At 28.1% G+C, this 24,552-nt stretch carries 11 protein-coding genes; 2 read left to right on the forward strand and 9 right to left on the reverse strand.

Features of this window, described 5'->3' with window-relative positions:
• Positions 1 to 29: 29 nt before the first annotated feature.
• Positions 30 to 2,651, reverse strand: a complete 2,622-nt coding sequence (gene secA / locus R9C05_RS01395) for a preprotein translocase subunit SecA (RefSeq protein WP_121940735.1) — start codon at positions 2,649 to 2,651, stop codon at positions 30 to 32.
• 89 nt (positions 2,652 to 2,740) lie between these two features.
• Positions 2,741 to 3,469: a triose-phosphate isomerase gene (locus R9C05_RS01400; protein WP_121940734.1), complete on the reverse strand. Its 729-nt coding sequence runs from the start codon at positions 3,467 to 3,469 to the stop codon at positions 2,741 to 2,743.
• A 361-nt stretch (positions 3,470 to 3,830) separates the two neighbouring features.
• On the opposite strand from R9C05_RS01400, the gene R9C05_RS01405 reads away from it, so the two are divergent.
• Complete coding sequence (locus R9C05_RS01405; RefSeq protein WP_121940733.1) at positions 3,831 to 12,602, forward strand: GA module-containing protein; 8,772 nt, start codon at positions 3,831 to 3,833, stop codon at positions 12,600 to 12,602.
• 53 nt (positions 12,603 to 12,655) lie between these two features.
• On the opposite strand, the gene R9C05_RS01410 is transcribed toward R9C05_RS01405, so the two are convergent.
• The 7 genes from R9C05_RS01410 to R9C05_RS01440 form a co-directional block, all read right to left on the reverse strand.
• Positions 12,656 to 13,171: a DUF3899 domain-containing protein gene (locus R9C05_RS01410; RefSeq protein ID WP_121940732.1), complete on the reverse strand. Its 516-nt coding sequence runs from the start codon at positions 13,169 to 13,171 to the stop codon at positions 12,656 to 12,658.
• 117 nt (positions 13,172 to 13,288) lie between these two features.
• Positions 13,289 to 15,742, reverse strand: a complete 2,454-nt coding sequence (locus R9C05_RS01415) for an ATP-binding cassette domain-containing protein (RefSeq protein ID WP_121940731.1) — start codon at positions 15,740 to 15,742, stop codon at positions 13,289 to 13,291.
• Positions 15,729 to 16,958, reverse strand: coding sequence for an ABC transporter ATP-binding protein (locus R9C05_RS01420; RefSeq protein WP_121940730.1), 1,230 nt, complete (start codon positions 16,956 to 16,958; stop codon positions 15,729 to 15,731). Before R9C05_RS01420 ends, R9C05_RS01415 begins: the two co-directional genes overlap by 14 nt.
• Positions 16,958 to 18,223, reverse strand: coding sequence for an ABC transporter permease (locus R9C05_RS01425; RefSeq protein WP_277870179.1), 1,266 nt, complete (start codon positions 18,221 to 18,223; stop codon positions 16,958 to 16,960). Before R9C05_RS01425 ends, R9C05_RS01420 begins: the two co-directional genes overlap by 1 nt.
• A gap of 1 nt (position 18,224) precedes the next feature.
• Positions 18,225 to 19,400: an ABC transporter permease gene (locus R9C05_RS01430; protein ID WP_121940728.1), complete on the reverse strand. Its 1,176-nt coding sequence runs from the start codon at positions 19,398 to 19,400 to the stop codon at positions 18,225 to 18,227.
• Between the two features lie 79 nt (positions 19,401 to 19,479).
• The gene (locus R9C05_RS01435) at positions 19,480 to 22,221 is read right to left on the reverse strand and encodes an OppA family ABC transporter substrate-binding lipoprotein (protein WP_121940727.1); all 2,742 of its coding nucleotides are present in this window, start codon (positions 22,219 to 22,221) and stop codon (positions 19,480 to 19,482) included.
• Between the two features lie 368 nt (positions 22,222 to 22,589).
• Positions 22,590 to 22,757 (reverse strand): hypothetical protein, encoded by a 168-nt coding sequence (locus tag R9C05_RS01440; RefSeq protein ID WP_170141522.1) that lies wholly within the window; start codon positions 22,755 to 22,757, stop codon positions 22,590 to 22,592.
• 262 nt (positions 22,758 to 23,019) lie between these two features.
• Between R9C05_RS01440 and R9C05_RS01445 the strand changes: the two genes are divergently transcribed.
• Positions 23,020 to 24,372, forward strand: a complete 1,353-nt coding sequence (locus tag R9C05_RS01445) for an MAG4530 family protein (RefSeq protein WP_121940726.1) — start codon at positions 23,020 to 23,022, stop codon at positions 24,370 to 24,372.
• Positions 24,373 to 24,552 lie beyond the last annotated feature (180 nt).

Below are 24,552 nucleotides of genomic sequence, written 5' to 3' on the forward strand. Positions count from 1 at the left end.
ATAAATTTTTAAATTTCTTCTTGTATATGTTAGTTTTTTACTTTTTCATCTTCTTTATTTTCTTGATTTGCTTGAACCTTTTGGAATTCTTCAAATTTAATTCTTAGTTCATCTAAAACTTCACGTTTTTTAGCTTCAACAATATCATTTGCTTCAAGTTCGCTTACACCTTTAGCAATTAGTCTTGCTCTTTCTTCATCAACCATGCTCTTAATAAATGAGACAATTAAAGCATTTGCTTCTTCGCTAGTTTTTGATTTTGGAGAAATAAATTGAGAGTCCATATCTTCAGCATTAACAGATTTAACAGCATCATAGTTATTCATTAGGTTAACAGTAGCTTCTAAAGCAATTCGATTAGTTAATTCTTTAAATTTCTTAGACCCTAAATTAGTATAAATTTGGTAAGGGTTTTTTTGTGAATATTGTACTAAATGAGATGAACGTCTTAGTTTATCCATAACGTTAATATGATCTTGTCAAGCAGCGTCAAATACATTCAAGATAATATATCTTTCAGATTGGCTTAATGCTCCCACTCCATATTTTTCAACAATGTTTTGTCTTAATTTATCATATTCACGGTTTCATATTTGAATAATATAATCAATTAAATCTTCTTTATCAAATTTCTTAATTTCTTCATAGCTAAATTTATGATCAGTTAAATTCATTCAGTTTTTATTTAAATGTTCAACAAACCCTTCGTAGTCAAGGGTGCCGTTTTTATTAATAAAGTAAGGATTATTAACGGTTTGTTCGGCACAAACTTGAATCATTTTTTTAATAATAGAACCTAGATCATCACGATTTAAAATTAAATCTCTTTGTTCATAAATTAAATCTCTTTGTTGTCTAATAACATCATCAAAGTTTAGAACTGATTTACGGCTATCAAAGTTAAACCCTTCAATTTTCTTTTGTGCTCTTAAAAAAGCTGATTTGATTGCTTTACCAGCAATAGGATTATCACCAAATTCTTTGAAATATTCTTTTCAATGATCTTGAACTGAAAAACGCAAAATTAGTTGATCATCTAAAGACAAGAAGAATTTAGTATAACCAATATCACCTTGACGTCCAGATCTACCTTTAAGTTGGTTGTCAATTCTTCTCGCTTCAGCCTTTTCTGTTCCAAGAACATAAAGACCGCCAAGTTCAAGGGCTTCTTTAGTAGGTTTAATGTCAGTTCCACGACCAGCCATATTGGTTGCAATAGTTACAGCTTTTACTTTTCCAGCTTCAGCGATAATTTGTGCTTCAGAAGCATCTTGTTTAGCGTTTAATACTGTATGAGGTATTCTTTCTTCTATTAAATATTCATGTAAGATTTCTGAATCTTCAACTTGTGCTGTCCCTATTAAAACAGGCTGACCTTTTTCATATACTCTTTTAATTTCTTTAACAACAGCTTTTCATTTTGCATGAGCTGTTACATAAATTTCATCTTCATCATCAACTCTAATTAAAGGTCTATTTGTTGGAACTACATTAACACGCATGTTATAAATTTCAATAAATTCGTTTTCTTCAGTTTTAGCAGTTCCTGTCATTCCGCAGACTTTTTTGAAAAGTCTGAAAAAGTTTTGATAAGTAATGGTTGCTAGTGTTTTTGTTTCAGCTTCAACCTCAACTCTTTCTTTAGCTTGAATTGCCTGTTGAAGTCCTTCTGAATAAGCACGACCTTCCATAATTCTTCCAGTAAATGAGTCAACAAGTTCGATTTTATCATCACGTACAATGTATTCAACATCAAGTTTCATAACTTTGTGTGCTCTTAAAGCATTTTGAATTCTATGTACAAGTTCTGAGTTTTGAATATCATATAAGTTATTGAAACCAAAGTATTTATTGGCTTTTTCAATTCCGCTTTCACTTAAATAAACAGATTTTGTTTCTTCATCAATTTCATAATCTTTTTTAGTTAAGGTTCTAACAAAAATGTCGGCAATGTTATACATTTCAGTAACACCTTCATCACCGCCTGAAATAATTAAAGGAGTTTTAGCCTCATCAATTAAAATAGAGTCAACTTCATCAAGTAAGATAAAATCAAGTCCTCTTTGAACTTTTTCTTCACGAGTTAAAACCATATTGTCACGTAAATAGTCAAATCCAAGTTCAGAGTGAACTGAATAACAAACATCGCAAGCATAAGCTGCTCTTTTTTCATTAGATGACATTTGTGTTTTATTGATTCCGACTGTTAAACCAAGAAAGCTAAAAACTTGACCCATTTCCTCGGCATCACGTTGAGCAAGATATTCATTAACCGTTGAAACAATTACACTTTGACCGGTAATTGCGTTTAAATAAACAGGAGCAATTGATGTAATAGTTTTACCTTCACCAGTTTTCATTTCAGCAACTGATCCAAGATCTAAAATCACTCCACCAATCATTTGCACATCAAAAGGACGCTTTTTTAAAATTCTTTTAGTTGCTTCACGACTTACTGCAAAAACTTCAGCTCTTATATCATCAGCAGTTTCGCCTAAATTTAACCTTTGTTTAAATTCGGCAGTTTTAGCTTTAAGTTCTTCATCAGTTAAAGCACTTACTTTTTCTTCTAAAGCATTGATTTTCTTTAATGTTGCTTCTGCAATTCGCATTTCGGTTGATTTAAAATTAAATAATTTAAACTTTGACATAATAATAATTTTATAGTATTTATTAATTTTCTTTAAAGATTATAAAAGAGGTTGTAAAAATGAAATTTCTAGGGTTTAGAAAAACTTTTTTATGAGTTTTTTTCCATTATTTTTGCCATTTTAACAAAATCTTTTGCATTTAATGCAGCCCCACCAACCAAAAAACCATCTAAACTCTTGATTTCTAAAAGTTTTTCAATATTATTTAACGAAACAGACCCGCCATAAAGAACAGGACATTTATTTTCAGTTATTTTTTTAATGTATTTAATGCAACTTTCAATATGTGAGTTTTCAGGAACAAGTCCGTTTCCAATTGCATAAATTGGTTCATAAGAAATGATTAAATCTTTGCTTCATTCAAAGTCTGCAAGGGCATTTTTTATTTGTCTTTTTAGCTTACTTTTTGTTTTATTATTTTCAAATTCCTCTTTGTTTTCACCAATGCAAAGAATTGGCATAATCTTTGATTTTTCAAGACATAAAATTTGCTTATTAATTAATGCCTCAGTTTCATTGAATAGTATTCTTCTCTCACTATGTCCAACAAGGCAAAAATCTAAGTTAAAATTTTCCAAACTTCTAATTGAAATTTCGCCTGTAAAAGCACCTTTGCTTTTTGGGTAAAAATTTTGTGTTCCAAAAATAAAACTATAATTTTGCAAACTTTTTAAATACATTGAATCATGTCCAAAAGCAGCACCAACTGTAACATTTTTTAAATTTGCATTTTGAACTTCGTTTGAAAGTTCTTGTGAATAATTTTTAGCTTCATCTGGTGAAAAATTCATTTTTAAATTTCCAATTAAATATTTCATTTCTTTCCTTTGCATTTTTCTAAAAAACATTTAAATTTAAGAGTAAATTTAGAATTTTCAATATTCAAAAATTGCTTGTGTTTTTCTATATGAAAATTAAATTTGTGGCTTGCATACCTTATAAAATTATATGCTTTGTTAGTTTATTTTTAATCAAAAGATTAATTTTATATTTTCATTATTATATTAATATACTTTAATATATCTTTAGAAGAAAATTGAAAAAGTGGTATAATTAAAACCTTAGAATTAATTTAGAAATTTTAAGAAATATGTTAAAATGCTTTAAATTATGTTTTTAACATAATTGAAATTAGTTTCTATTCACATTATTTTTATTTAAAAAATTTAAGGAAAAAATATGAATAAAAAATTACTGAACAAAAAAATACTAACCACACTTTCAGCGCTCGCTTTAACCTCTGTGCCTTTAACAATATTGTCAGCAAATACTAATGAAAAAAATGAAATATTCTACAAAAAAGAATTAGTTACAAATGACGCAATAATTGCAATACAAAAAATCAAAAATAATTTCTCATGAATTAACGCAAAAACAAGAAATGAAATTATTGAATCAATCAAATATTATTTTGTTGATTTTAATGAAAATATTGATGCTACATTCTTGGATAAAAACGCCAATATTTCATTGACTTGAATTATAAAAACTTGAAAGAAAGCACTTAATCAAAAACTTGCAAACCAAGAAAATTCTTTAACTGATGCTATTGTTGCTTGAGGAAAAAAGGAATTTAAATCTTTAAACAAACCCTGATTTAATGTTTACTTTAAAAATTTAGTAAATAACGCAATTGACACTCATCTTTACAAAAAGAGCACTGACACACCCGCTAATGTTTTAATAAAAGTGAATGAAAAAATCGCTTTTTCTTCAATCGCGTTAAAACAAGTTAATCAAACTTATGAAAATATTGACACTCTTGTAAAAGAATTTCAAACTTTCAAAGCTGATAAAAATTTTGGTCTTTGCAAAAAAGATGATATTGAAAAACTTGAAGAACTTGAAAATGTTTTCACAAGAAAAAAAGCAGGAAGAAGCAATGAACTTGCTTGATTTTATGCCCCAAATCCAACCAATGAATTAGAAGTTAATGAGTTTAACAAGAAAGTTAAAACTCTTTTTGTTGATTTAAAAGAAGGGCTTCCAAGAGCTAAAATCGGTGCAAGAAGTGTATCTGTTTGAAAAGATAGACTACTTGATAAACTTAATAATTGTCATTTTATAGAACCTACTTTTAAAGCAAATATGCTGCAAGAAGTTGCAAATGTGCATACAAAACCTTGGCCTGAAGATGAAATAATGAAAATGGAAACAAGGTTTTTAGAACATTTTAAAGCTCAAATTAAAAAGAATCTTATTTATTTAAACGAAGCCCAAGTAACTTATATAACAAAAGATATAACCTGAGACTATGATAAAAATGGTTACAACAAAAAATGAAGCGAACTTGCAAGCTTAAACAATATTATGAAAATTGCAAACGACAAAGCAATTGAATATAGAGAAATTATAAAAACTCCAAGATATACCGAAGCAAGTGATTTCCGCAAACAAAACTATGATGCTGTATATCAAAATATGATTGAAAATAGATACATGAATTGACACCAAGTCAATTGATATATCAACTGATATGGAACTTGCTACATCGGATTAAACGGTGATGCTAACTTAACTAACGCTAAAAACGATGCTAAAAATCAAATTGTTTCACCACTTTTAGATGATGTTAAAAAACAAGCATACAAAGATAAAATTGACAATCAAGTTACAAGAGGAGATATTGAAAAAATCCTTGTTGATTACAAAAATGAAATTGCAAACATTATCGCCCCTTTAAAAGATGAACTTATAAGAAACATAAATGTTTCTGTTTGAATTGAAGCAGGCAAAAGAGATGAACTTATTCAAAAAGTAAACAATACTGACGATTTTGGAATTAATAAACTTTACGAAGAAGTTTTTGATGAATCAAGATGACATTTATTTAAATTTCTTAATGATAAAGATTTACCTAACCTTAACGCTAATCAACTTAAGTCATTCAAAGATACTCTTCCTTTATACAGTGAAGGAAGTCTTTCAAAATTAATTGACACTCTAGGTGTTGCTTATAAAACATCAAGAGAGCTTGATCAAATGATGGAGAAACTATTAAACGAAAGAGCACTTTATGGTCAAGTAATTAAAAGTAAAGACTTTATAGAAGATACTGCTAAAAAACAAAAAGCATATATTCAAGCCTATAATGCATCATTTTTTGATGATAATAAAAATGAAGCAGAAGTAAAAGCAATTTATGATAACTTATTAAAAGCAAGAACAGCACTTGATGGAATTTATGATCAACTTGCAATTGACAAAAATGCTTTAATTGAAAAAATAAAAGCAACAAAATGAACAACCCCTGAAACTAAAGACACTTTAATTGCAAGAGTAAATAGTGCAACCGAAGAAAACTTTAATGACATAAAAAATGAAATTATCTTAGCCTTTACTACAACTTTAAAATCTGAAGTTCAAAAATTATCTAATTTAAAAGTTGAACAAGTTGCTGCATTAAATAGCAAAGTAATTCAAAGTGAAGATATAAATCCTTTAAATAATCTTTATGACGAAGCTTTAAAACTAAATAAAGCAATGCAAGATTTACAAACTTTAATTAGTGATTCTGATGCTGAAAAAATCAAACAAAATTACATAGATGCAAATGATTTACTTAAAGAAAACTTTGATAATGTTTTAATTGAAGCACAAAATACTAAAAGTGAAAATTTGGCTGATATTGAAAATATAATTTTCAGACTAACTAGTGCAAAAAATCTTTTAGATGGTGATAAAAGAATTTTAAGTAAAAAAGAAGAACTTAAAGCAAAAGTTGCTTCTGAAGATTTTGAAATAATTGACAATGCAAATAAAACAAAATTCACACAAGATATTGATTCTCAAACAACACTTGCACAACTTACAACTTTTGAAAAATCAATTGATAAATTAATTCAAGAAAATGTAAATAAAATTAAAGAAACTTTAAATCAAAATATTCAAAAAGCAACTTGATTAAACACAGAAAACAAAAATCAAGCCACTCAACAAGCAACAAAAATTACCAATAAAAATTTCAAAGCAATAAGAAATCAAATTATTGAAGCTTCAAAAGAGGATTTAAACAAACAAATTCAAGCTCTAACAAACCTAAATCAAGCACAAAAAGATGCAATAAAAGCAGAAGTCGCTGCTGAAATAAAAGTTGTTGAACTTGTAAAATTCTTTGACAAATCAAATGCTTTAAATGGCACAATGAAAACTTTAAATGATTTAAAAGCAACTTGTCAAGATGTTTATAAAACTTCAAACTTTAAAGACGCCGAATTGCAAAAACAAAATGACTTTATCAATGCACACAATGCTTTAAATTTTGAAGATAATAAAGATAAAGTTGCAGTTGAAACTTTAATCAATACTTTAAATAATGCAAAAGACGCTCTAAATGGTGACGCTAAAATACTAGAAGCAAAAAATTCATTAACAACTGAAATTACAAATGACGAATTTTTAAAAACTAGTGAAAAAAATGATCTAAAAAATAGATTAACTTTGGCAAAATCACTTGCAGAAATTAATGAAATCAAAAATGAAAAGATTAAATTAAGTGACAAAAACAAAGAATATTTAAATAATAAAAAACAAGAAATTACTTCAAAAATTAATCAAGTAGAATCAATCGACGTTGCAACTAAACCAACTCTTCTTTCAAAAGTTGAAAATGCAACAATTGAAACAATTGATAATGTGATAGTTGAAATTAATGAAACAATTGCATCAAAAACAAAGGAAGAAATTACTAAACTTACTTATCTAAACGATGCACAAAAAGATTATTTCAAAGGCATTACATTGCCTCAAACTGAAGCCAACGAACTTAACTTAACTTTACAAAAAGCTAAATACTTAGATAATTTAATGAAACAAGTTAAGGAATTAAAAGATTCAAATACAAACACCAACACTACAACCAATTATTTAGATAGTGAAAATAACATCAAAGCAGAATATGATGCAGCATACAATAACTTGACTTTTGCAGATGCTAAAAATAAAGTAAAAGTTCAAACCATCATCGACAATTTCAATAAAGCTAAAAACGCACTAAATGGTGATGCTAGAATTAGTGCCAAAAAAGAAGAACTTAAGGCAAAAGTTCAAGCTGAAGATGAATTAATTATTGACGCTGCCAAAAAGCAAGAATTGACTCAAAAAGTTGAACAAAAAACTTCACTTGCTGATCTTGCTTTAGTTGAAAATGAAATTGAAAATGCAATTCAAACTGGTATTGACAAAGTTAGACAAGATTTAAAGCAAAAAATTCAAAAAATGGCTTGAGCAGAGGCTCAAATTAAAAATCAACTTGATGCAAAAGTTGATTCATTAACCAATAAAAACTTCAAAGCAACTACTGATGAAATTGTAACAACTGCTAAACAAACACTTCAAGCAAAAGTTGATACATTACCCAACTTAAATGAAGCACAAAAGCAAGCTTTAAAAGATAAAATTAGTCTCAAGAAAACTATTGCAGAATTTGTTATTTGCTATGAAGAGGCTAATAATCTTGAAGTATCAATGAAAACTTTAAATGAAACAAAAACCAATAACTTAAATGTTAAAGATACACAAAACTTCAAAGACGCTGATTTAGAAAAACAAAAATGTTTTGAAGAGGCTTACAATGCTTTAACATTCATTGATAATAAAGACAAGGTTGCTGTTGATGCATTAGTTCAAAAATTAAATGATGCTAGAAATGCTTTAAACGGAACTCAAAAACTTAATGATGAAAAAGCAAAATTAACCCAAGAAATTAATAATGATGAACTTTTAAAAGATGATCAAAAGAATACTTTAAAATCTCAAGTAACAACTGCAACTTCATTACAACAACTTGAAGAAATTAGACACGAACAAGCAAGATTAAATTCAGCTAACCAAATTGCTTTAGATAATAAAAAAGAAGAAATCTTAAATAATTTAAGGCAAGTAAAAGCAATTGAAGAAGTTGATAAAGAGCCTTTAAACTTAAAAGTTCAAAACGCCAAATTAAATACAATTGATACTGTTGAAGATGAAATTAAGGAACAAATCAAACTTGCTTACGAAGCGAAAATCGGGGCTTTAACTTATTTAAACCCTGCTCAAAAAGCAGGCTTAAAAGCACAAGTTATTAAAGGCTTGCCAGCGACTTCATTAAACAAAATTTTAGATGATACTCAATTACTTGAATTATCTATGCAAGATTTAAAGCAAATCAAAGATGCTTACAAAGATGTTAAAACAACTCATGTTTATACAAATGACACACCTGCTAAAAAAGAAGCATTTGACCTAGCTTATGCAGCACTTGATTTTGTTGATAATAAAGATAAAGCAAGTGTTGATTTATTAATCAAAAACGTTCGTGAAGCAAAAGAAGCATTAAGTGGACTTTCTACACTTGAACAAGCAAAAATTGATTTAACTAATGAAATTACTAATAATAGTAAATTAAGCAATGAACAAAAAGATGCACTTAAATTAAAAGTTAACGATGCAACAAAACTTCAAGACTTAGACCCAATTAAAGCTGAAATTAAATCTTTAGAAGAACTTAGAGATAAAAAAGATGAATTAATTAGCAAAATTAATGAAACTAAATGAACTTCTACTGTTGAAAAGCAAGCTGCAATTGATAAACTTGAAACTGCAACTTCAACAAACATTGATCAAATCAAAAATGAAGTAAAAAACGATTTAGTAGTAATTCTTGAAACAAAAATTGCTGCAGATAAAAACTTAAATGCTAAACAAATTGAAACTTTCAAAACTCAAATTGATACTACTGTTTTAGTTTCAATTCTTAACGAAACTTACACAATTACTATTCCTACATTAAGTCAAGTAATGAAGGAATTAAATGATGTAGTTAGTCAAGCAGAAGCTGAAAAAGCTAAACAAAATTATTTAGATTCAACCTTAAATATCAAGCAAGATTTTGATGATAAATTAAACTTAGCAAAAACTATTGAAACAATTACTTTAACTGAAGTTAACCAAATAAAAGATGATCTTGTTGTAGCAATACAAAATCTTGATGGTGATAAAAATATTGCCAGTGAAAAAGAAAAACTTGAAGCCAAAATTTTCGCCGAAGATAAAGAAATTATTGATTTTGCTAAAAAACAAGAATTCAAACAAAAAGTTGACACAGCAACTTCACTTGCAACTTTAACTACAATTAATCAAGAAGTTGATGAATTTATTAATCAAAAAGTTAGTGAAATTAAAAATAATTTAAAAACCGAAATTACAAAAATTTCTTGAATAGATGACAAAACTACTTTAAATCAAAAAGTTGACACTATTACTAATAAAAACTTTAAAAACATTACTCTTGAAGTAATTAGTGAAGCTAAAACTAAATTAAATGAAAAAATTGACTCACTTGCTAATTTAAATGACAATCAAAAACTTGCTTTAAAAGAAAAAGCAAACCTTAAATTAAATATTGATGATTTAGTATTAGTTCTTGAAGAAGCAGATGCTTTAAATCTTTCAATGCAAAAATTAAATGAAGCTAAAATTGAAAGTTTAACTATTATAAATAGTCAAAACTTTAAAGACTCTGATTTAGATTTACAAACAGAGTTTGAAAATGCAAAATCAGCCTTAGAATTTAATGACAATAAAGATAAACCTTCAGTTGACAATTTAGTCAAAAACTATGAAGAAGCTAAAGCCAAACTAAATGGTGAAGCAAAACTTAATGAAGAAAAAGCAAAATTAACTACTTTAATTAATGATGATTCACTTCTAACTTCTTCACAAAAAGATGATTTAAAACAAAAAATTGCATCAGCTAAAAATCTTGACGATCTCAAAAAGATTATTAATGAAAAAGATGCTTTAAATCAATCAAATAAAAAGGTACTTGATGACAAAAAGCAAGCATTAAAAGATAAAATTTCAAATACCAATGCTATTGGCCAAATTGAAAAATTAAGTTTAAATGAAAAAGTGGAAAATGCAACCGCTGATACAATTAGTGCAATTGAAAGTGAAGTTAACTTAGGGATTGCAAAGATTGTTATAGATGAATTTAACAAACTTGTAAATCTAAACGCTAAACAAAAAGAATATTACACTACATTAGATTTAAGCTTAAAAACCTCTAATGAATTAAATCAACTTATTAATGATGCAAAAGCATTAGATAGTAAGATGAAAGAATTAAATGATCTAAAAGAAGAAAGCAAAAATGTTAAAACTACAATTAATTATTTAGAAGCAGATAACACTAAATTAAATAACTTTGACGTTTCTCAAAAAGCACTTGAATTTGTAGATAACAAAGACATTAACGCCGTTGAAAAATTAATTCAAGATTACAAACTTACCCTTGCAGCCTTAGATGGTGAAACAAGAGTTAATGCTAAAAAAGCTGAAATTAAATCTTTAATTTCAAGCGAAACTGATTTTGTTCTAAGTGTTGATAAAAAGAATGAATTTAATAACAAAACTGATTTAACAAATTCAATTGCAAATCTTTCTTTAATTGAACAAGAGCTTAAATCATTTATTGAAACAAAAGTTAATGAAATTAAAGATGAAATTAAAGCAAATATTCAAGAAGCAAAATGATTAAGTGAAAATGAAAAAGTAACTCAAAATCAAAAAGTTGATTCAATCACCAACAAAAATGCTCACCCAATCAAAGATGAAGTTTATGCTGAACTAAGAACGAAATTAATTGCTAAACTTGATACAATTGAAAATATCAATGATAAACAAAAAGAATACTTCAAATCTAAAGTTCCAGCTGATATTAGTTTAGATTTCACCTCAGTTCATACTATTATTAATGATGCAAACTCCCTATCTGGTGCAATGCTTTCTCTAGCACAAGAAAAAGCCAAAGCAGATCTTGTAAAAACAAGTTCAAACTATTTAAAAGCAAGTTTGGATAAAAAAGAAGCTTATGACAAAGCACTTGCTAATGCAACATTTGATGATGCTAAAAATAAACTTCAAGTATTTAGCCTAATCGGTGACTTGCAAGATGCAAGAAAAAAACTTGATGGACTTAACAACTTATTAAAAGAAGAAATTAAAAACTTAATAAATGAACTTGATGATTTTAAATGAATGGACAATGAAATTAAATTACAAATTACTACAAAACTTCAAGAAATTACTTTAGACAATCAAGATCAAGTTAAAGATGAAATTACTAAATTAATTGAAAATGATTTAAAAGAAACAATTCAAAATCTTCCTTCATTAAATCAAGAACAAAAAGATAAATTAAAGGCAAAAGTTTTTGGTAAAAATCCAATAGAACTGAACCAAATTTATGATGAAGCAATCGCTTTAGATAAAGTAATGCAAAATTTAAGAATTGCTTTAGAAGATTTAACTTCAATTTTAATAAAAGCAAATGCATTGCAAGATGAAAAAGAGGTAAAAACAAGCTTAGAAAAATTAAATACTTTACTTCAAAAAGCAGACAATTTAAATAATATTAACGATCAGCTTGTTCGTGATATTGAAGATGAAACTAGCAATTTAGTTAACGCAATTAAGCAAGAATATAACACTAAAATTGATAGTAATGAAAACTTAACAAAAGTGCAAAAAGATTACTTCAAATCATTGCTTGCAAAAGCAAAAGATGACAAAGATATTACTCGTGCTTTAAATGATTCAAATAGTGTCAATGAGCAAATGAAGAAACTTAAAGACCTATATAATCTTTTACAAGTTAAAAGAGATTCAATTAAATATGAACCTAACTTTGATGACATCGAAAATGAAGCAAAAGAAATTCTTGCACTTGATGGAAAGCAAGATTTAAATCAAGAAAATGATGAAAGACAAATTAAAGATTTAATTGAAAAAACTCAACCAATTTTAGATGCATTAAAAACTCATGAAAAAGAAGAAAAAGTTGAACCTAAGAAATTCAAATTTACTCTTAGAGAAGCAACAATTTTGGCAATTGCAGGTAATGGAGTATTACTACTTGCAATGTTAATATTAGCAATGACTAAGCCTAAAAGAAAAGCTAAAAAATAATTAAAGAAAAAGCAGAAAGTTTAAGGCTCTTCTGCTTTTTTTATTGCTTTGTTTTAAATTAAACTTAAGAGTAAAAGTAGTCCAATTATTATTAAGAAAAAGAATGCAAAATCACCATTTCTTTTTTTAGGATTTTGATTGTCGCTTTCAAAAGATTTAGATTCTTCATATTCGTATCTTTCTCTTTCATCAGCTAAAATTTTATCCTTTTCAGCGATGCTCATTCCTAGTGTATATTTTGTTTTTGCATTTCTTCTAATTTTTCTTTCACGTGCTGATCTTTTAAACATTCTAACAAATCCATTGCCAAGACCATACTTAAAGAAAATTGCTAAAAGATTGAAGCATATCATTACTATTCCAACAATTGATAAAGTTTCTTTTCAACTTATTAATTTGTAATGTTTTATTTTATTGATTTCATCATAATAATCAAATCTTTTAACAGTAAATTTAACTGCTAAAATCATAATTAAGAATACTAAAAGAGCAGCGAAAAAATAGATAATGTATCCTTTTTTTCAACTGGTTTTTCAATATTCTTTGAAGGTTTGTTTTTCTTGATTCATATTATGTAAATTTTACTATAAAGTTCGAGTTTTTAAGTTATGTAAGGAAAGGAAATTAAAAAAAGATGAAGTTATTCGGCTTCATCTTTTTTCATTATTTTTCGCTATTTTAGTTTGTTAGGTTAATAAGCTATCATCAGCAAAAGATTCATTTGTTTTAGCTTCTTTAATTCATTTTTTCGCTTGTTCTTTTGTACCATAAATGAAGTGATCTTTTGAAACTTCGCTAACTTCAGGAATATTTGGAAATTGTTGTTCATTTAAATAATCAAGTTCAAAAGAAACATCTTGGAATTTTTCATTTGCATTTGAAATTTTAGGAATTGCTTTAAATAAGTTGATTGTGTATGGATGAACTGGTTTAGCATAAATTGCTTCAGTTTTACCAAATTCTACGATCTTACCTAAGTGCATAATTTGAATATTATCAGCTACATATTCAATCATTGAAAGGTCATGTGCAATAAAGATAAGTCCTATGTTTTTTTGAATACATAATTCTTTTAACAAGTTAACCACTTGAGCTTGAATAGAAATATCAAGTGAAGCAATTGGCTCGTCAGCTACTACTACTTTTGGTTGAGTAATTAAAGCACGAGCGATTACAATTCTTTGAAGTTGTCCTCCTGAGAATTCATGAGGATAACGATATGCAAATTGTTTTAAAAGCCCAACATCTTCTAAAGCACGATAGATAGTAATTTTGTAAAGTAATTGAGTTACTAAATATTTTGCTAAAGGCTTGAATAAAGTTCAATTAAAGATATTGAAAGTTTTCTTTCATTGTGTTCTTGTTGCATCAACATCTTCCTTGATATTGTCACTTATTTCTAAGTTCTTTTTAACTCAGTTTTTATCCACTCCTAAAAGAATGTATAAGTTTTTAATATCACGATTTAAGTATTTTCTTTCAATGTCGAATGAACGAAGTGTTTCTTCTTTAATAGCAAGATCAGATTTATAGGTTGTTACATAAGTCTTAACCATATCTGCTTGGGATTTGTCTTTTCCAAGCTCTTCCATGAAAACAAAGAATTTATCTTTTAATTCTTCATATTTTTTGTTACATTCTGTTTGTAAACTAACAAGTTCTTCATAAAGAGATTGCTGTTCATTAATTTCTTCATAAAGCTTTTTGATTTTTTGTTTAAAATCAACTAGAATGTCAATTCTTGCAGTTGCATATTCTGCTTCAGCAAGTTTGAATTCTTCTTTGGCTTTTGCAAGTTGTTCTTGAGTAAAGCGAGGATCTTTTTGTTTTTCACGAGCTAGCAATAGTTCATTTTCATGAATTCTATCTTTTAATGAATCAATTTGATTTAAGATTTTTTGTTTATTTTTGTTTGAAAGTTCTTCATATTTTGAAAAATCAAAAGTAAAGTTTTTCTTAATTGTTTCTTTAACGATATTTTTCACATTAGGTTGAAAAATGATTTGTTCTAATTGAGTTTTGTAAAAATCTTTTTGATAGTCTGAGATTTTACTAATTAACTCTTTGATTTGATCAAATTCTAAATATTTGCAACTACGTGATTTACCAATCATAATTTGTGCTGATTTTTTGTATAAATATTCGTTTTTTAAACAATATAGATAGTAATCTAAATCAATTGAAGTTAAACGAGCAATGTTAACAAGTCCTTGTTCACTCTTAAATTCTTTACGATAGTTGTAAAAAGCATTTTTGGCTGAGTTAACTTGTTCATTAACATTTGCTTTGAATTCTTTAAGTTCTTTTTTAAGTTCTTTAATTTTGGTTTTAATTCTAAAACCATCTTGTGTGATTTTGCTTAATTTCTTAACTTTAGCAAGTTGTTCTTTTGCTTTTAAATAATCAACTTCAGGTTTAGTTAAATTATTATTTCTAAACTTTTCTTGATTGATGTAATAAATTTTTAAGAGTTCATCAGTGTTAGAGTAAAGGTTGTTAATTATGATGGATTCAATATTTTGTTTTTGTTCTAGATAACCAAAAAAGGAGTTAAAGTTATCTTCCAAAGGGATGTCTTTTGAGAACTCTAAGTTTTTTAATTTTTCAACTCACTCGTAGAAAAATGGTTTAGCTAAAGTATTAATTTCTTTTAAGTTGTTTCTTTCAAGTTCAAGTGCTTTTAAGTTGTGAGTAAATTTAAAAGCATCTTTTACTTTTTGTCAATCTTTAAAAATGTCATTAACTTTTTCTTTCATTATCCCATTAACTAAAAGAGGTTCTTTTAGAATTGAATAAATTGGTTGTTGACCGTTTAAAGAAGCGTGAGGATCTTGGAAAATCATTTGAATGTTACGACGCATGAATTTCTTAGTTCTATGAGAAATTCTTCTTCCGGAGATTATTTTGTCATTAAGTCTTACAAAGCCATTAAAGTCTTCATAAAGTCTTAAAAGAGTACGTCCAACGGTAGTTTTTCCTGATCCTGATTCTCCAATAAGACCAACTATTTCACCTTCATGCACATCAAAAGTAACACCGTCAACTGCTTTGTTAATAAGTCCGTGGTTAACAAAGTATTTTTTAAGGTTATCTAAAGATAAAATAACTTTTCGGTTTTTGAAATCTTTATTTTGTGTCATCTTTAAATACCTTCTTAAATGCGTTTAAACGTTTAATTAATTCTTTAGATAAAGTTACTTTTGGGGCTTCTGGATGCAAAAGTCAAGTTGCTGCAGCATGAGTTTCGGTAATTGGAATTAGAGGAGGTTCTTTTAGAAAGTCAATTTCCAAAGCATAGTCATTTCTAGGAGCAAATGGATCACCTAATGAAAGGTTTGACATATCAGGTGGTGTACCTTTAATGTTGTAAAGTTTTTCATCTTTATTTTCTGGTATTGCTGAAATTAAAGCTCAAGTATATGGATGGGCTGGTTCTGTGAAAATTTCTTTTTTAGTTCCTCTTTCAACAATTTTTCCAGCATACATTACGTAAATGTAATCACAGAATTTAACGATAACAGAAATGTTGTGACTAATTAAGATGATTGAAACTTTCATTTCTTGTCTAATTTTTTCAAATAAAGCAAGAACTGATGCTTGAACAGTTGGGTCAAGGGCAGTTGTTGGTTCATCAGCAATAATTAAGTCAGGTTTTAGAGCAACTACCATCGTAATAACAATTCTTTGTTTCATACCTCCTGAAAGAGTGTGAGGATATGAAAGAAAAATTTTTTCAGCATCTCTTAAACCAAAAGTTTTAAGTAAATTGATTAAATAATCTTTTTTATCAGTGAAAGATCTATCTTTTCAGTCAGGATTGTTATTTAAGGCATCAAGTAGTTGTTTTCCGACTGTTCTTGTAGGATTTAAACTAGTAAGAGGATCTTGAGGAATATAACCAATTTTTGAACCGCGAATATGTTGCCAGTGACCTTCTCTTTTGATTTTTGTAAGTTCTAAATTTCCAAGTTGGATTTTATCAGCGGTAATAATACCATTTTCATTAACATTGATAAGTGTTTTTGAAGTTACAGATTTTCCTGAACCTGATTCGCCAACAAGACCAACAATTTGTCCACGATGGATGTCTAAATCTAATCCACGTACGATGTGAATTGTTTTTTTACGTCCAACTGGAAAAGATACGTGTAAATTTCTAACTTCTAAAATTTTGTCGCCTTCTAAAGGACTAACTTCTCATCTTTTTAAGATAGAATTAATTTTTTCACGGTTTTTTTGAGCTAAAGAAACGTTTTTAAGTTCTTTAGTACTAATCACTGTGCTTTGACTATTTAATGAAATGTTTGAAGTTTCGTTTGAGGCTACATTGTTATTTTTATTATTTTTATTTTCCATTATTTCCTCTTTCCTTTAGAAAGTACTTTTGGATCTAATGCATCATGTACTCCTAGTGCAATAAATTGCAATGAAAGAGAGATAAATAATAGGATTAATGCAGGCAATAATAAGATTCAAACGTTTGTTCCAGATTGTTCAATAGCTTCAAATAGTAATTGGCCAAGGTTTGTATCCTTTGTTTCTTTGAAAAATCCAAGGAAAGCAAGTGATGCAACAGAAACTATAACACCAGGAACACTTCTAACAAATGCAGTTGAAATTTTACCTAAAATTGCGGGTAAAGCATGTACAAATACTTGACGTGAAGTAGATGCACCAATTGATTTAGCAACAGTAATGTATTCTTCGTTTTTAACAGTGATTACAAAAAGTCTAGTTGTATAAACTGGTCAAGGTCATCCAATGATAATAAGTGAGGCTATTAAAGCACCGTCATTTGTTCCAAAGAATGAAACGAACATTAAAAGTCAAATTAAGTATGGAGGTGCTTGGAAAATTTCGATTATTCTCATGCAAATTGTGTCAAGCAATTTTCCGGCATGGAAACCTAAATAAGCACCAATTGCAACACCGATAAATGTTTGGGCTGCAACAACAATTAGAGCAATTTTAACGGCTCTTCAAGTTGCATACCAAGTAGTTGTTCAAATATCTGCACCAATTTGGTTTGTTCCTAAAATTGTTTTTAAAGGAACAATTTGGTTATTTAAAATGTCATTTACAACATCTTGAGTAATTGTTTGACCTGAAGCTTGTAAAGCGACAAGTTTTGAGTTTAAAATGGTTGCTGAGTATAGCTTGTAGCCATCATAAGTTAAGTTAAAGAATACTCCTGCTCCACTTTCAGAAACAGTATTTAAGAAAAAGGCATAGTAATCATGAAATGGACTTTTTCTTAAATTTTCAATATGTTTGTAAATTTCATCATCCACGGAGACGGCGACTGTTTTTAAAGGCCTTGATAATGGTGGAAGATATTCAACGAAAATTACATCACTAACTCTTCGATTAGGGGTGTAATTTCTAATGCCAGGTAATGGAATAATTATTGACATTAATAAGATTGTTATAAAGACTACTGTTGCTATAACAACAACTGGGTTAGTAAAGAAACGTTTAAAAATTTCTTGAACTAATTTTTTTGGTTTACCAGCAATAGAAGAAACGTTTTGCTTGCTGCCTTCTTTAATGAAACTAAATTTTGTGGCAAGATCTTTACTTATTTTATATTGCTCATTGAATTCTTTAACACTCTGTGCCATTTTATTTAACTCCATTTAAAATTTGTTCATTCTTCTGATTTTCATTTGCCATTTTTGCAAAACGTTCTTTAGCAAGTTTTCTTCTAATAAAGAAAGCCTTGATAAATCAAATGTAATTTCTTTTGTTAGTTTTACCATATTTAATACGTGGATCAAGTACAACGTACATAACATCAACAAATAATTCTACTAATAGTGAAACAAAAGTAAAGAATTGAATTGAAAACATTACAATGTTAATTTCACCATTTGGGAATGAGAAAGCAATAACTTGTGATGTACCTTTAATATTTCAGAAACGTTCAATGATAATTCCACCTGATAAAAGTCCGATGAAAGAAGGGAAGACTATAGCAAAGATAGGAATTGAAATGTTTCTAAAAACATATTTGAAAAAGATTTGTATATGACTTAAACCTTTTGTTTTGGCAATCAAAATATAGTTTGATGTTAAAACAGTAATAACTTGATTTCTAGCGTAAATTGTATAAGATGCGAGTGAGCTGATTGTGATAACTAAAATAGGGGGTAATAATGCAGCAAACACAACCCCAAAAGGTTGTGAGCCGTCCATTTCTGGAACAACTGGCAAGATCCCAAGCTTGGTTGAAATTGAAATTGCAATCGGAGCGATTATAAATGAAGGTAAAGCGATGAATATCATAACGAAGACATTGATCGCTGAGTCAAATAGTTTACCTCTTTTATATCCGGCAAAAATTCCAAGTGTAACACCGGTAATTGATGAAAGCACAAAGGCTGGGAAAGTTACCATTAATGAATATTTAAGTGGTACAAAGAAAAGTTTTGGCATTGTATCGTAATTAACTGGGTCAGGGTTATTTTTTGGATTAATAACAAATCCATAATCGCCTTTTAGAAAATTACCAATGTATCTAAAATATCTAACAATAGCAGGAATAGGTCCGTTATCAACTATGACTTTGGTTTCATCTAGAGAGATTTCACCATAACGAAGTCCATGTTTTATTTCAAGAATTTTAACAAAATCTTCATAAGAACCTGCGGGTTTAATTCCAGGTTTAGCCCATTGTTCATCAGCAAGAATTTCATATGCGTTTGGTCCAAAACTTGCGGTCAAAACGTAAGAAAGCATACTGATAATAAGTAGGGTTAGTGCTGCAAAGCCTAATCTTTGTAATATGTATCGTGTCATTTCAGTTTTTAATTTTAATAGATTTTTATATATAAATTGTAAATTTGTTTAATTTATTAATACCTCTTCCTAATTTTAGTTATTTTTTACTAATTTTTCAGTCTTGGAATAGATCCACTCCTGCACCAAAGTCACTTACAGTTGTAAATTTGTATTCTTTACCTAACAGTATTGGTGAGAAGTCACTTCTACCAACTGCAGTACTATAAGTTCAGTTAACAGTTACATAAGTAGTTAATTCTTGAATTAACTTAATTAAGTCAGTGTTTTGTGAATCTTTAACGTAGTTAAATCAGAAGTTTGCTGAGAATCCAAATAAGTCAGTTGAATCTTTAAATTCAATTGGTTTTCCGCCTGATAGTTTTAATGTTCAACTTTCTCCTGATTTTTCAAATTGGCTATTGACATGGGAAGTTGCATAGTCTTTAATTAGTGAGTGTGAGATTTTGTAAAGTTCAGCGAAAGGAACTGGACCTTTTACTGGGTGTTTTGATTCTCAATCAATCAATGCATCAGCAAGTTTAGCAATTTGTGGGAAAGTAGTTGCAAAATTTGCTGGTTTTTCTTTAGCAATATAAATTAATTGAGGAAGTAAACAAGCTGTTCATGAAAGCCCATCATAGCCTGAAGCAATTGAGTCAAAGTCATAACCTCATGGAGCAATAGATTCACCGTTTGCTCCAAAGTATCTGAAGTTTTTGAATCTAATTTCATCTTTATTAGATTCTCAATCAAATTTAATTTGAATTCTTTCATCTAAAAGTTCACTAATTGCTTTTGAAAGAGCTTCAGCAGCACTAATTAGAGTTTGTGGCGCGTTAGTGAATGGGAATCAGAATGTTCCTTTAACTACTTGTTGGTCTTTTGGAAGCCCGCTAAATTCTGGTTTTGCAAATAACTCATCTAGTAGTTCTTTCATTTTTGGTTTAATTGCACTTAGACCAGCTGACATTAATTTTTGAGAAACAGTTGAGTGGGCAGCGTGTGATTTTTCATTTTCGCTTGGGCTAATTTCTTGTCCAAGTTCAGTACCAAAATCAATTTTCTTACCATCTTTATCAATAGCAAATAATGAGTTGACTTCATCTGCATATTTATAAACTGTATCACCTGGTGTACCAATTCCACCTAATGAACCATCTTTCGCAAGTTTTGCCATTCAAGCTTTTCCAACACCGTTAGTTGCAAGTCCTTGTACAGCATCTCAGTCAATAGCAGCAGTTAACATAGTTCTGAATGAAAGTCCAGTTCCATTAATAAATGTGTTTGGTTTTTGTTTTCCTGCTTTAATATCTTCTAAGTTTGAACCTCAAACTAGAGTTGCATAAGCATCGTTAAATCCATAGAATGATTTTGGATCAGCACTATCTGTAGGTTGAACGAAAGGTGTTTTTAATAATCAGTAGTGTGGGTGAGTTTTGTTTTCACCTTTAACATATTGAAGTCCAAATTTGTCTGGATTTTTTAAGATTTCTTGTTTTTGGCTTTCGTTTAGTTGGTTAAAACTAATTTGTGAAAGTTGACCTAATTTATATTTATCAAATACTCTTGTTTGATAAATTGCTGTATCAACTGGTTGAGATTGATAAATATTTTCAATTACTTTAACACTTTCTTTATCTTTAACTCAAGCTTGATCTCAGTAGTGAGGGTTTTGTTTATAAACTTCTTTTAGGTTACTCTTTTCTCTTTCGGCGTAGTAAGGACCAGTATATAGAGTGTGGTCACCTGAAATACCGTATCAGTAAACTCCGGCTTTGAAAACAGCTGAGTCTTTGTTAAGTTTATTAATTTCAGCTTTAATTGCTTCTGCATCAGAACTTGATTTTCCTAAATAGTTGTAAATTTCTTGTTTACCTTCTGCATTTAGTTTGTCAATGTATTCTGATGGAGCTGGATAAAAGTCTTGTGATAAACACATAACTTTGTCAAAGAATTGTCCAAGTTTTCTACTTGTTTTGTCATTTGATTCAAAGGTTACTGCTTTTCCTGTAAAGCCTGATGAAGCAGCAACATCTTGAAGAAATGTTTCTTCTTTATAGAATTTTTCTGAATCTACTCCGAAAACACCATATAGATATTCGTTAGCATATTCTTCTTGTGAAGTTAGGTAAACGTTACCTACTTTTTCAAATAGTTTGTCACGAATTAATTTATCTGTTGCATCACTTCCACCAAGAGAATGTCTGGTTGAAGTTGTTAAAGTAGCAGTTCTAATTCATGAATATCAGTAGTCACGAGGTTTAACAGTATAACCTGAATCTTTACCATCGCTTGTTACATATTTTTGTCCTTCACGAACTACAAATTGTACTTTTTTAGAATTTTCTAAATCTGTAAAGAATGTTGGGTTGTTTATTGACTTAGCATCTTTTGAAAGTAGTTGCACTGACATTGAGCTGTAATATCCATCAGCTCCTGGTTTTGCTTTGTCACTTGCTTCGTCATTGTCATAAACTTTAACAGTGTTATCATCAAATGTTAAAACAATAGCTTTGGCACCATCAAGTCTATATTTTCATCAAGAAGGATCAACAATCTTTTGTTCACGGCCTTCAGTTTTAACTTGTGCTTGATTTAGTCCTTGTCTACGAACTAAAGCAGTTCCTGTTAAATAGTGTAAGATACCTGAAACGTATCCTCCGAATGAACGAGATCCATCTTTAATGAATGGTGTATGAGATAGTTTTGAGTTATACTCAATAACAACTTTTCGATCTTCTGCTTGGTTTTTCTTAACACAAGAGCATGAAGCTGAAAGACTTGCTACTGCGAGCGGAAGTGCACTCAGACCAACAAGTCATAGTTTTGATTTTTTCATTTTTCTCCTTATTAATAGCACAAAATTGAATCTAATAGTAATTGCATACTAATATTAAAAATGTATTTCCAATGTAGATAATAATAATTAATATACAAATATAATTATAAGTTTATATATTAATATAGAGACCAATTTGTGCGGTTTTTTTAATTAATTTAATTAAAATAGAGCATTTTTTACTCAAAATGAGCAAAAAATTGTTTGATAAGTTTTTTAAAATTTCTAATAGATTTTTTAAAGTTGTTTAATTTCTTTTTATATTAACTTTGAATTTAACGAAATTTAATAAAAATTAGGTTTTCCACTCCCTAAACTATTACTCTTGAATAAAATAAACGCTTAATTAATGATTTATTTTTATAAAATTATCAGCGACAATTATTAACTCATGAAATAATAGCTTTTCCCGGTTTCATAATATTTGTCTTGCCATTAATTTCAAAGTTAATAATAGTAAATGCAAAAATAGCAGCCTTGATTGTGGCTGTTGATAACATATACATAGTTTTATTTACTAAGTTCTGTTTATCCATGATTTTTCCATTTCTATGCTTAGAATTTTACCCTAAAATCACTCTTCATATGAAAAAAAGTATTTTTTTTGCTTTTTTTGCTTGTTTGTAAAAAATAAAGGATAAATCAAACTTTTTTAATGTTATATTTAGTTTTAATCTTATTTACACATTTGAAAGCTTTATTTTAATAAAGGAAACAATTAAAAAAAATTGGTTTCTTAGAACACAATCATTAAAAAGATATAATCATTATATGAGGAATTAGTAATGGAGGTACTCCTTGATACTAAAAGAAAAAATAAGTTTTATTAAGGAAAATAATTTTTTGAAAAAGAAATTAGCAACTGATTTCTTTTTCTTGTTTTTTTCTACTTTTCTTTTCTTTTCAAGCTTGGCATTTTTGCTCGCTTTAAATGATGGCGATCCAAAGTATGTGCTTCAATTTTTTCACCCCAAAACAACTGGGCAAAAACTTTTTTGATTCATTTTCTTAAATATTATAAGCATTATTGTGCTATTGTTTTTACCATTTTGATTTTTAAGTTCTTTAGCAACCATCTTGATTAATAGATATTTCAACTTTAATATATTTAGAGCTATCCATTGACTCAAAATAAAACTAATCGTTACTTTTAAAATCAAGTTATATAAAGAATTTACAAAACCAATTAATTTGGAAAATGTTGAAGAAAAGACGTTTGTAAATGATTTAGATAAAAATTATTTAATATTGCATGGCAGTAAAGCTATTAGTTATAAATATAGAGATTTTTGAAGAACTCCAAATGACTTAGATTTTATTTCTTATTCAATTTTCTCTAATCTTGATAATTTAACTAACTATAAAAACTTAAAAATTGAATTTAAAGATAATATACTTGCAAAAATGATTTTAAATAAAACTCAAATTGAAATTTTACTTTCAAAAACTATTCCACAAAGTTTTATTGAAACTAAAAAGAATATTAAACTTCCAAATATATACTGAATGATCGCTTCTAATATCCACCAAATTTTAAAATATTTTCTTTTAGAAGAAAACAGCAAAGAAATTCCAAAAGAAAAAGTAAATAATAGTTTATTAGATCTTCTATTTCTATTAAGTAAAAAAGGTAACTTAAATATTAAAAAACTTCTTAAATTTATTAAATACTCATATATTTCAAATTTCTTTTTATCTTATTATTTAATCAACACTACATTTTATGATTTTAGCGAAAAAACTCTTGAAAAACTGTTTAACTACTTAACTTTAAATATTAAAAATATTGAAAATTCACAAGAACTATTTTTCCTATTTGATATGCTTTTTGCCCAAATTAAAAAAGATAAAGAAATAATTGCATTATCAAAATCAATTTACGAAATAATACAAAATAAAGAAGAATTAGAACTTAAGTTTTTAAAACATTCAACAGCCGAAAATAAGGAAATATCATCACTCCAACGAGTTTTCGAAAATGAAACACAGAAAAATGAATTTATTTATAGCAATTACAGTAACTGTAAATTTAAATCAAAAGCTATTATGCTGTTCTACAACAATATGCAAGATATTGCAAACAATAAACTCGATATAAGAAAACTACTATTACTTGAACTTAATAAAAGAATGGAGTTAACTAATGAATAAGAAAATAAAAATCATTATTATACATACTTCTATTTTATTGAGTTTACTTTTTCTTGTATTACTAACAACTTTTTGAAAATTAGCAGAAGATATTGTTATCCTCAAGCCTTATTCGCCTGGACAACCATTTACATATTATCTAGAAACAACTATGGGTGCTTTAAATTTTGTTTTCTTGGT

This window comes from Metamycoplasma subdolum (assembly GCF_033546815.1).
GTDB lineage: Bacteria > Bacillota_I > Bacilli_A > Mycoplasmatales > Metamycoplasmataceae > Metamycoplasma > Metamycoplasma subdolum.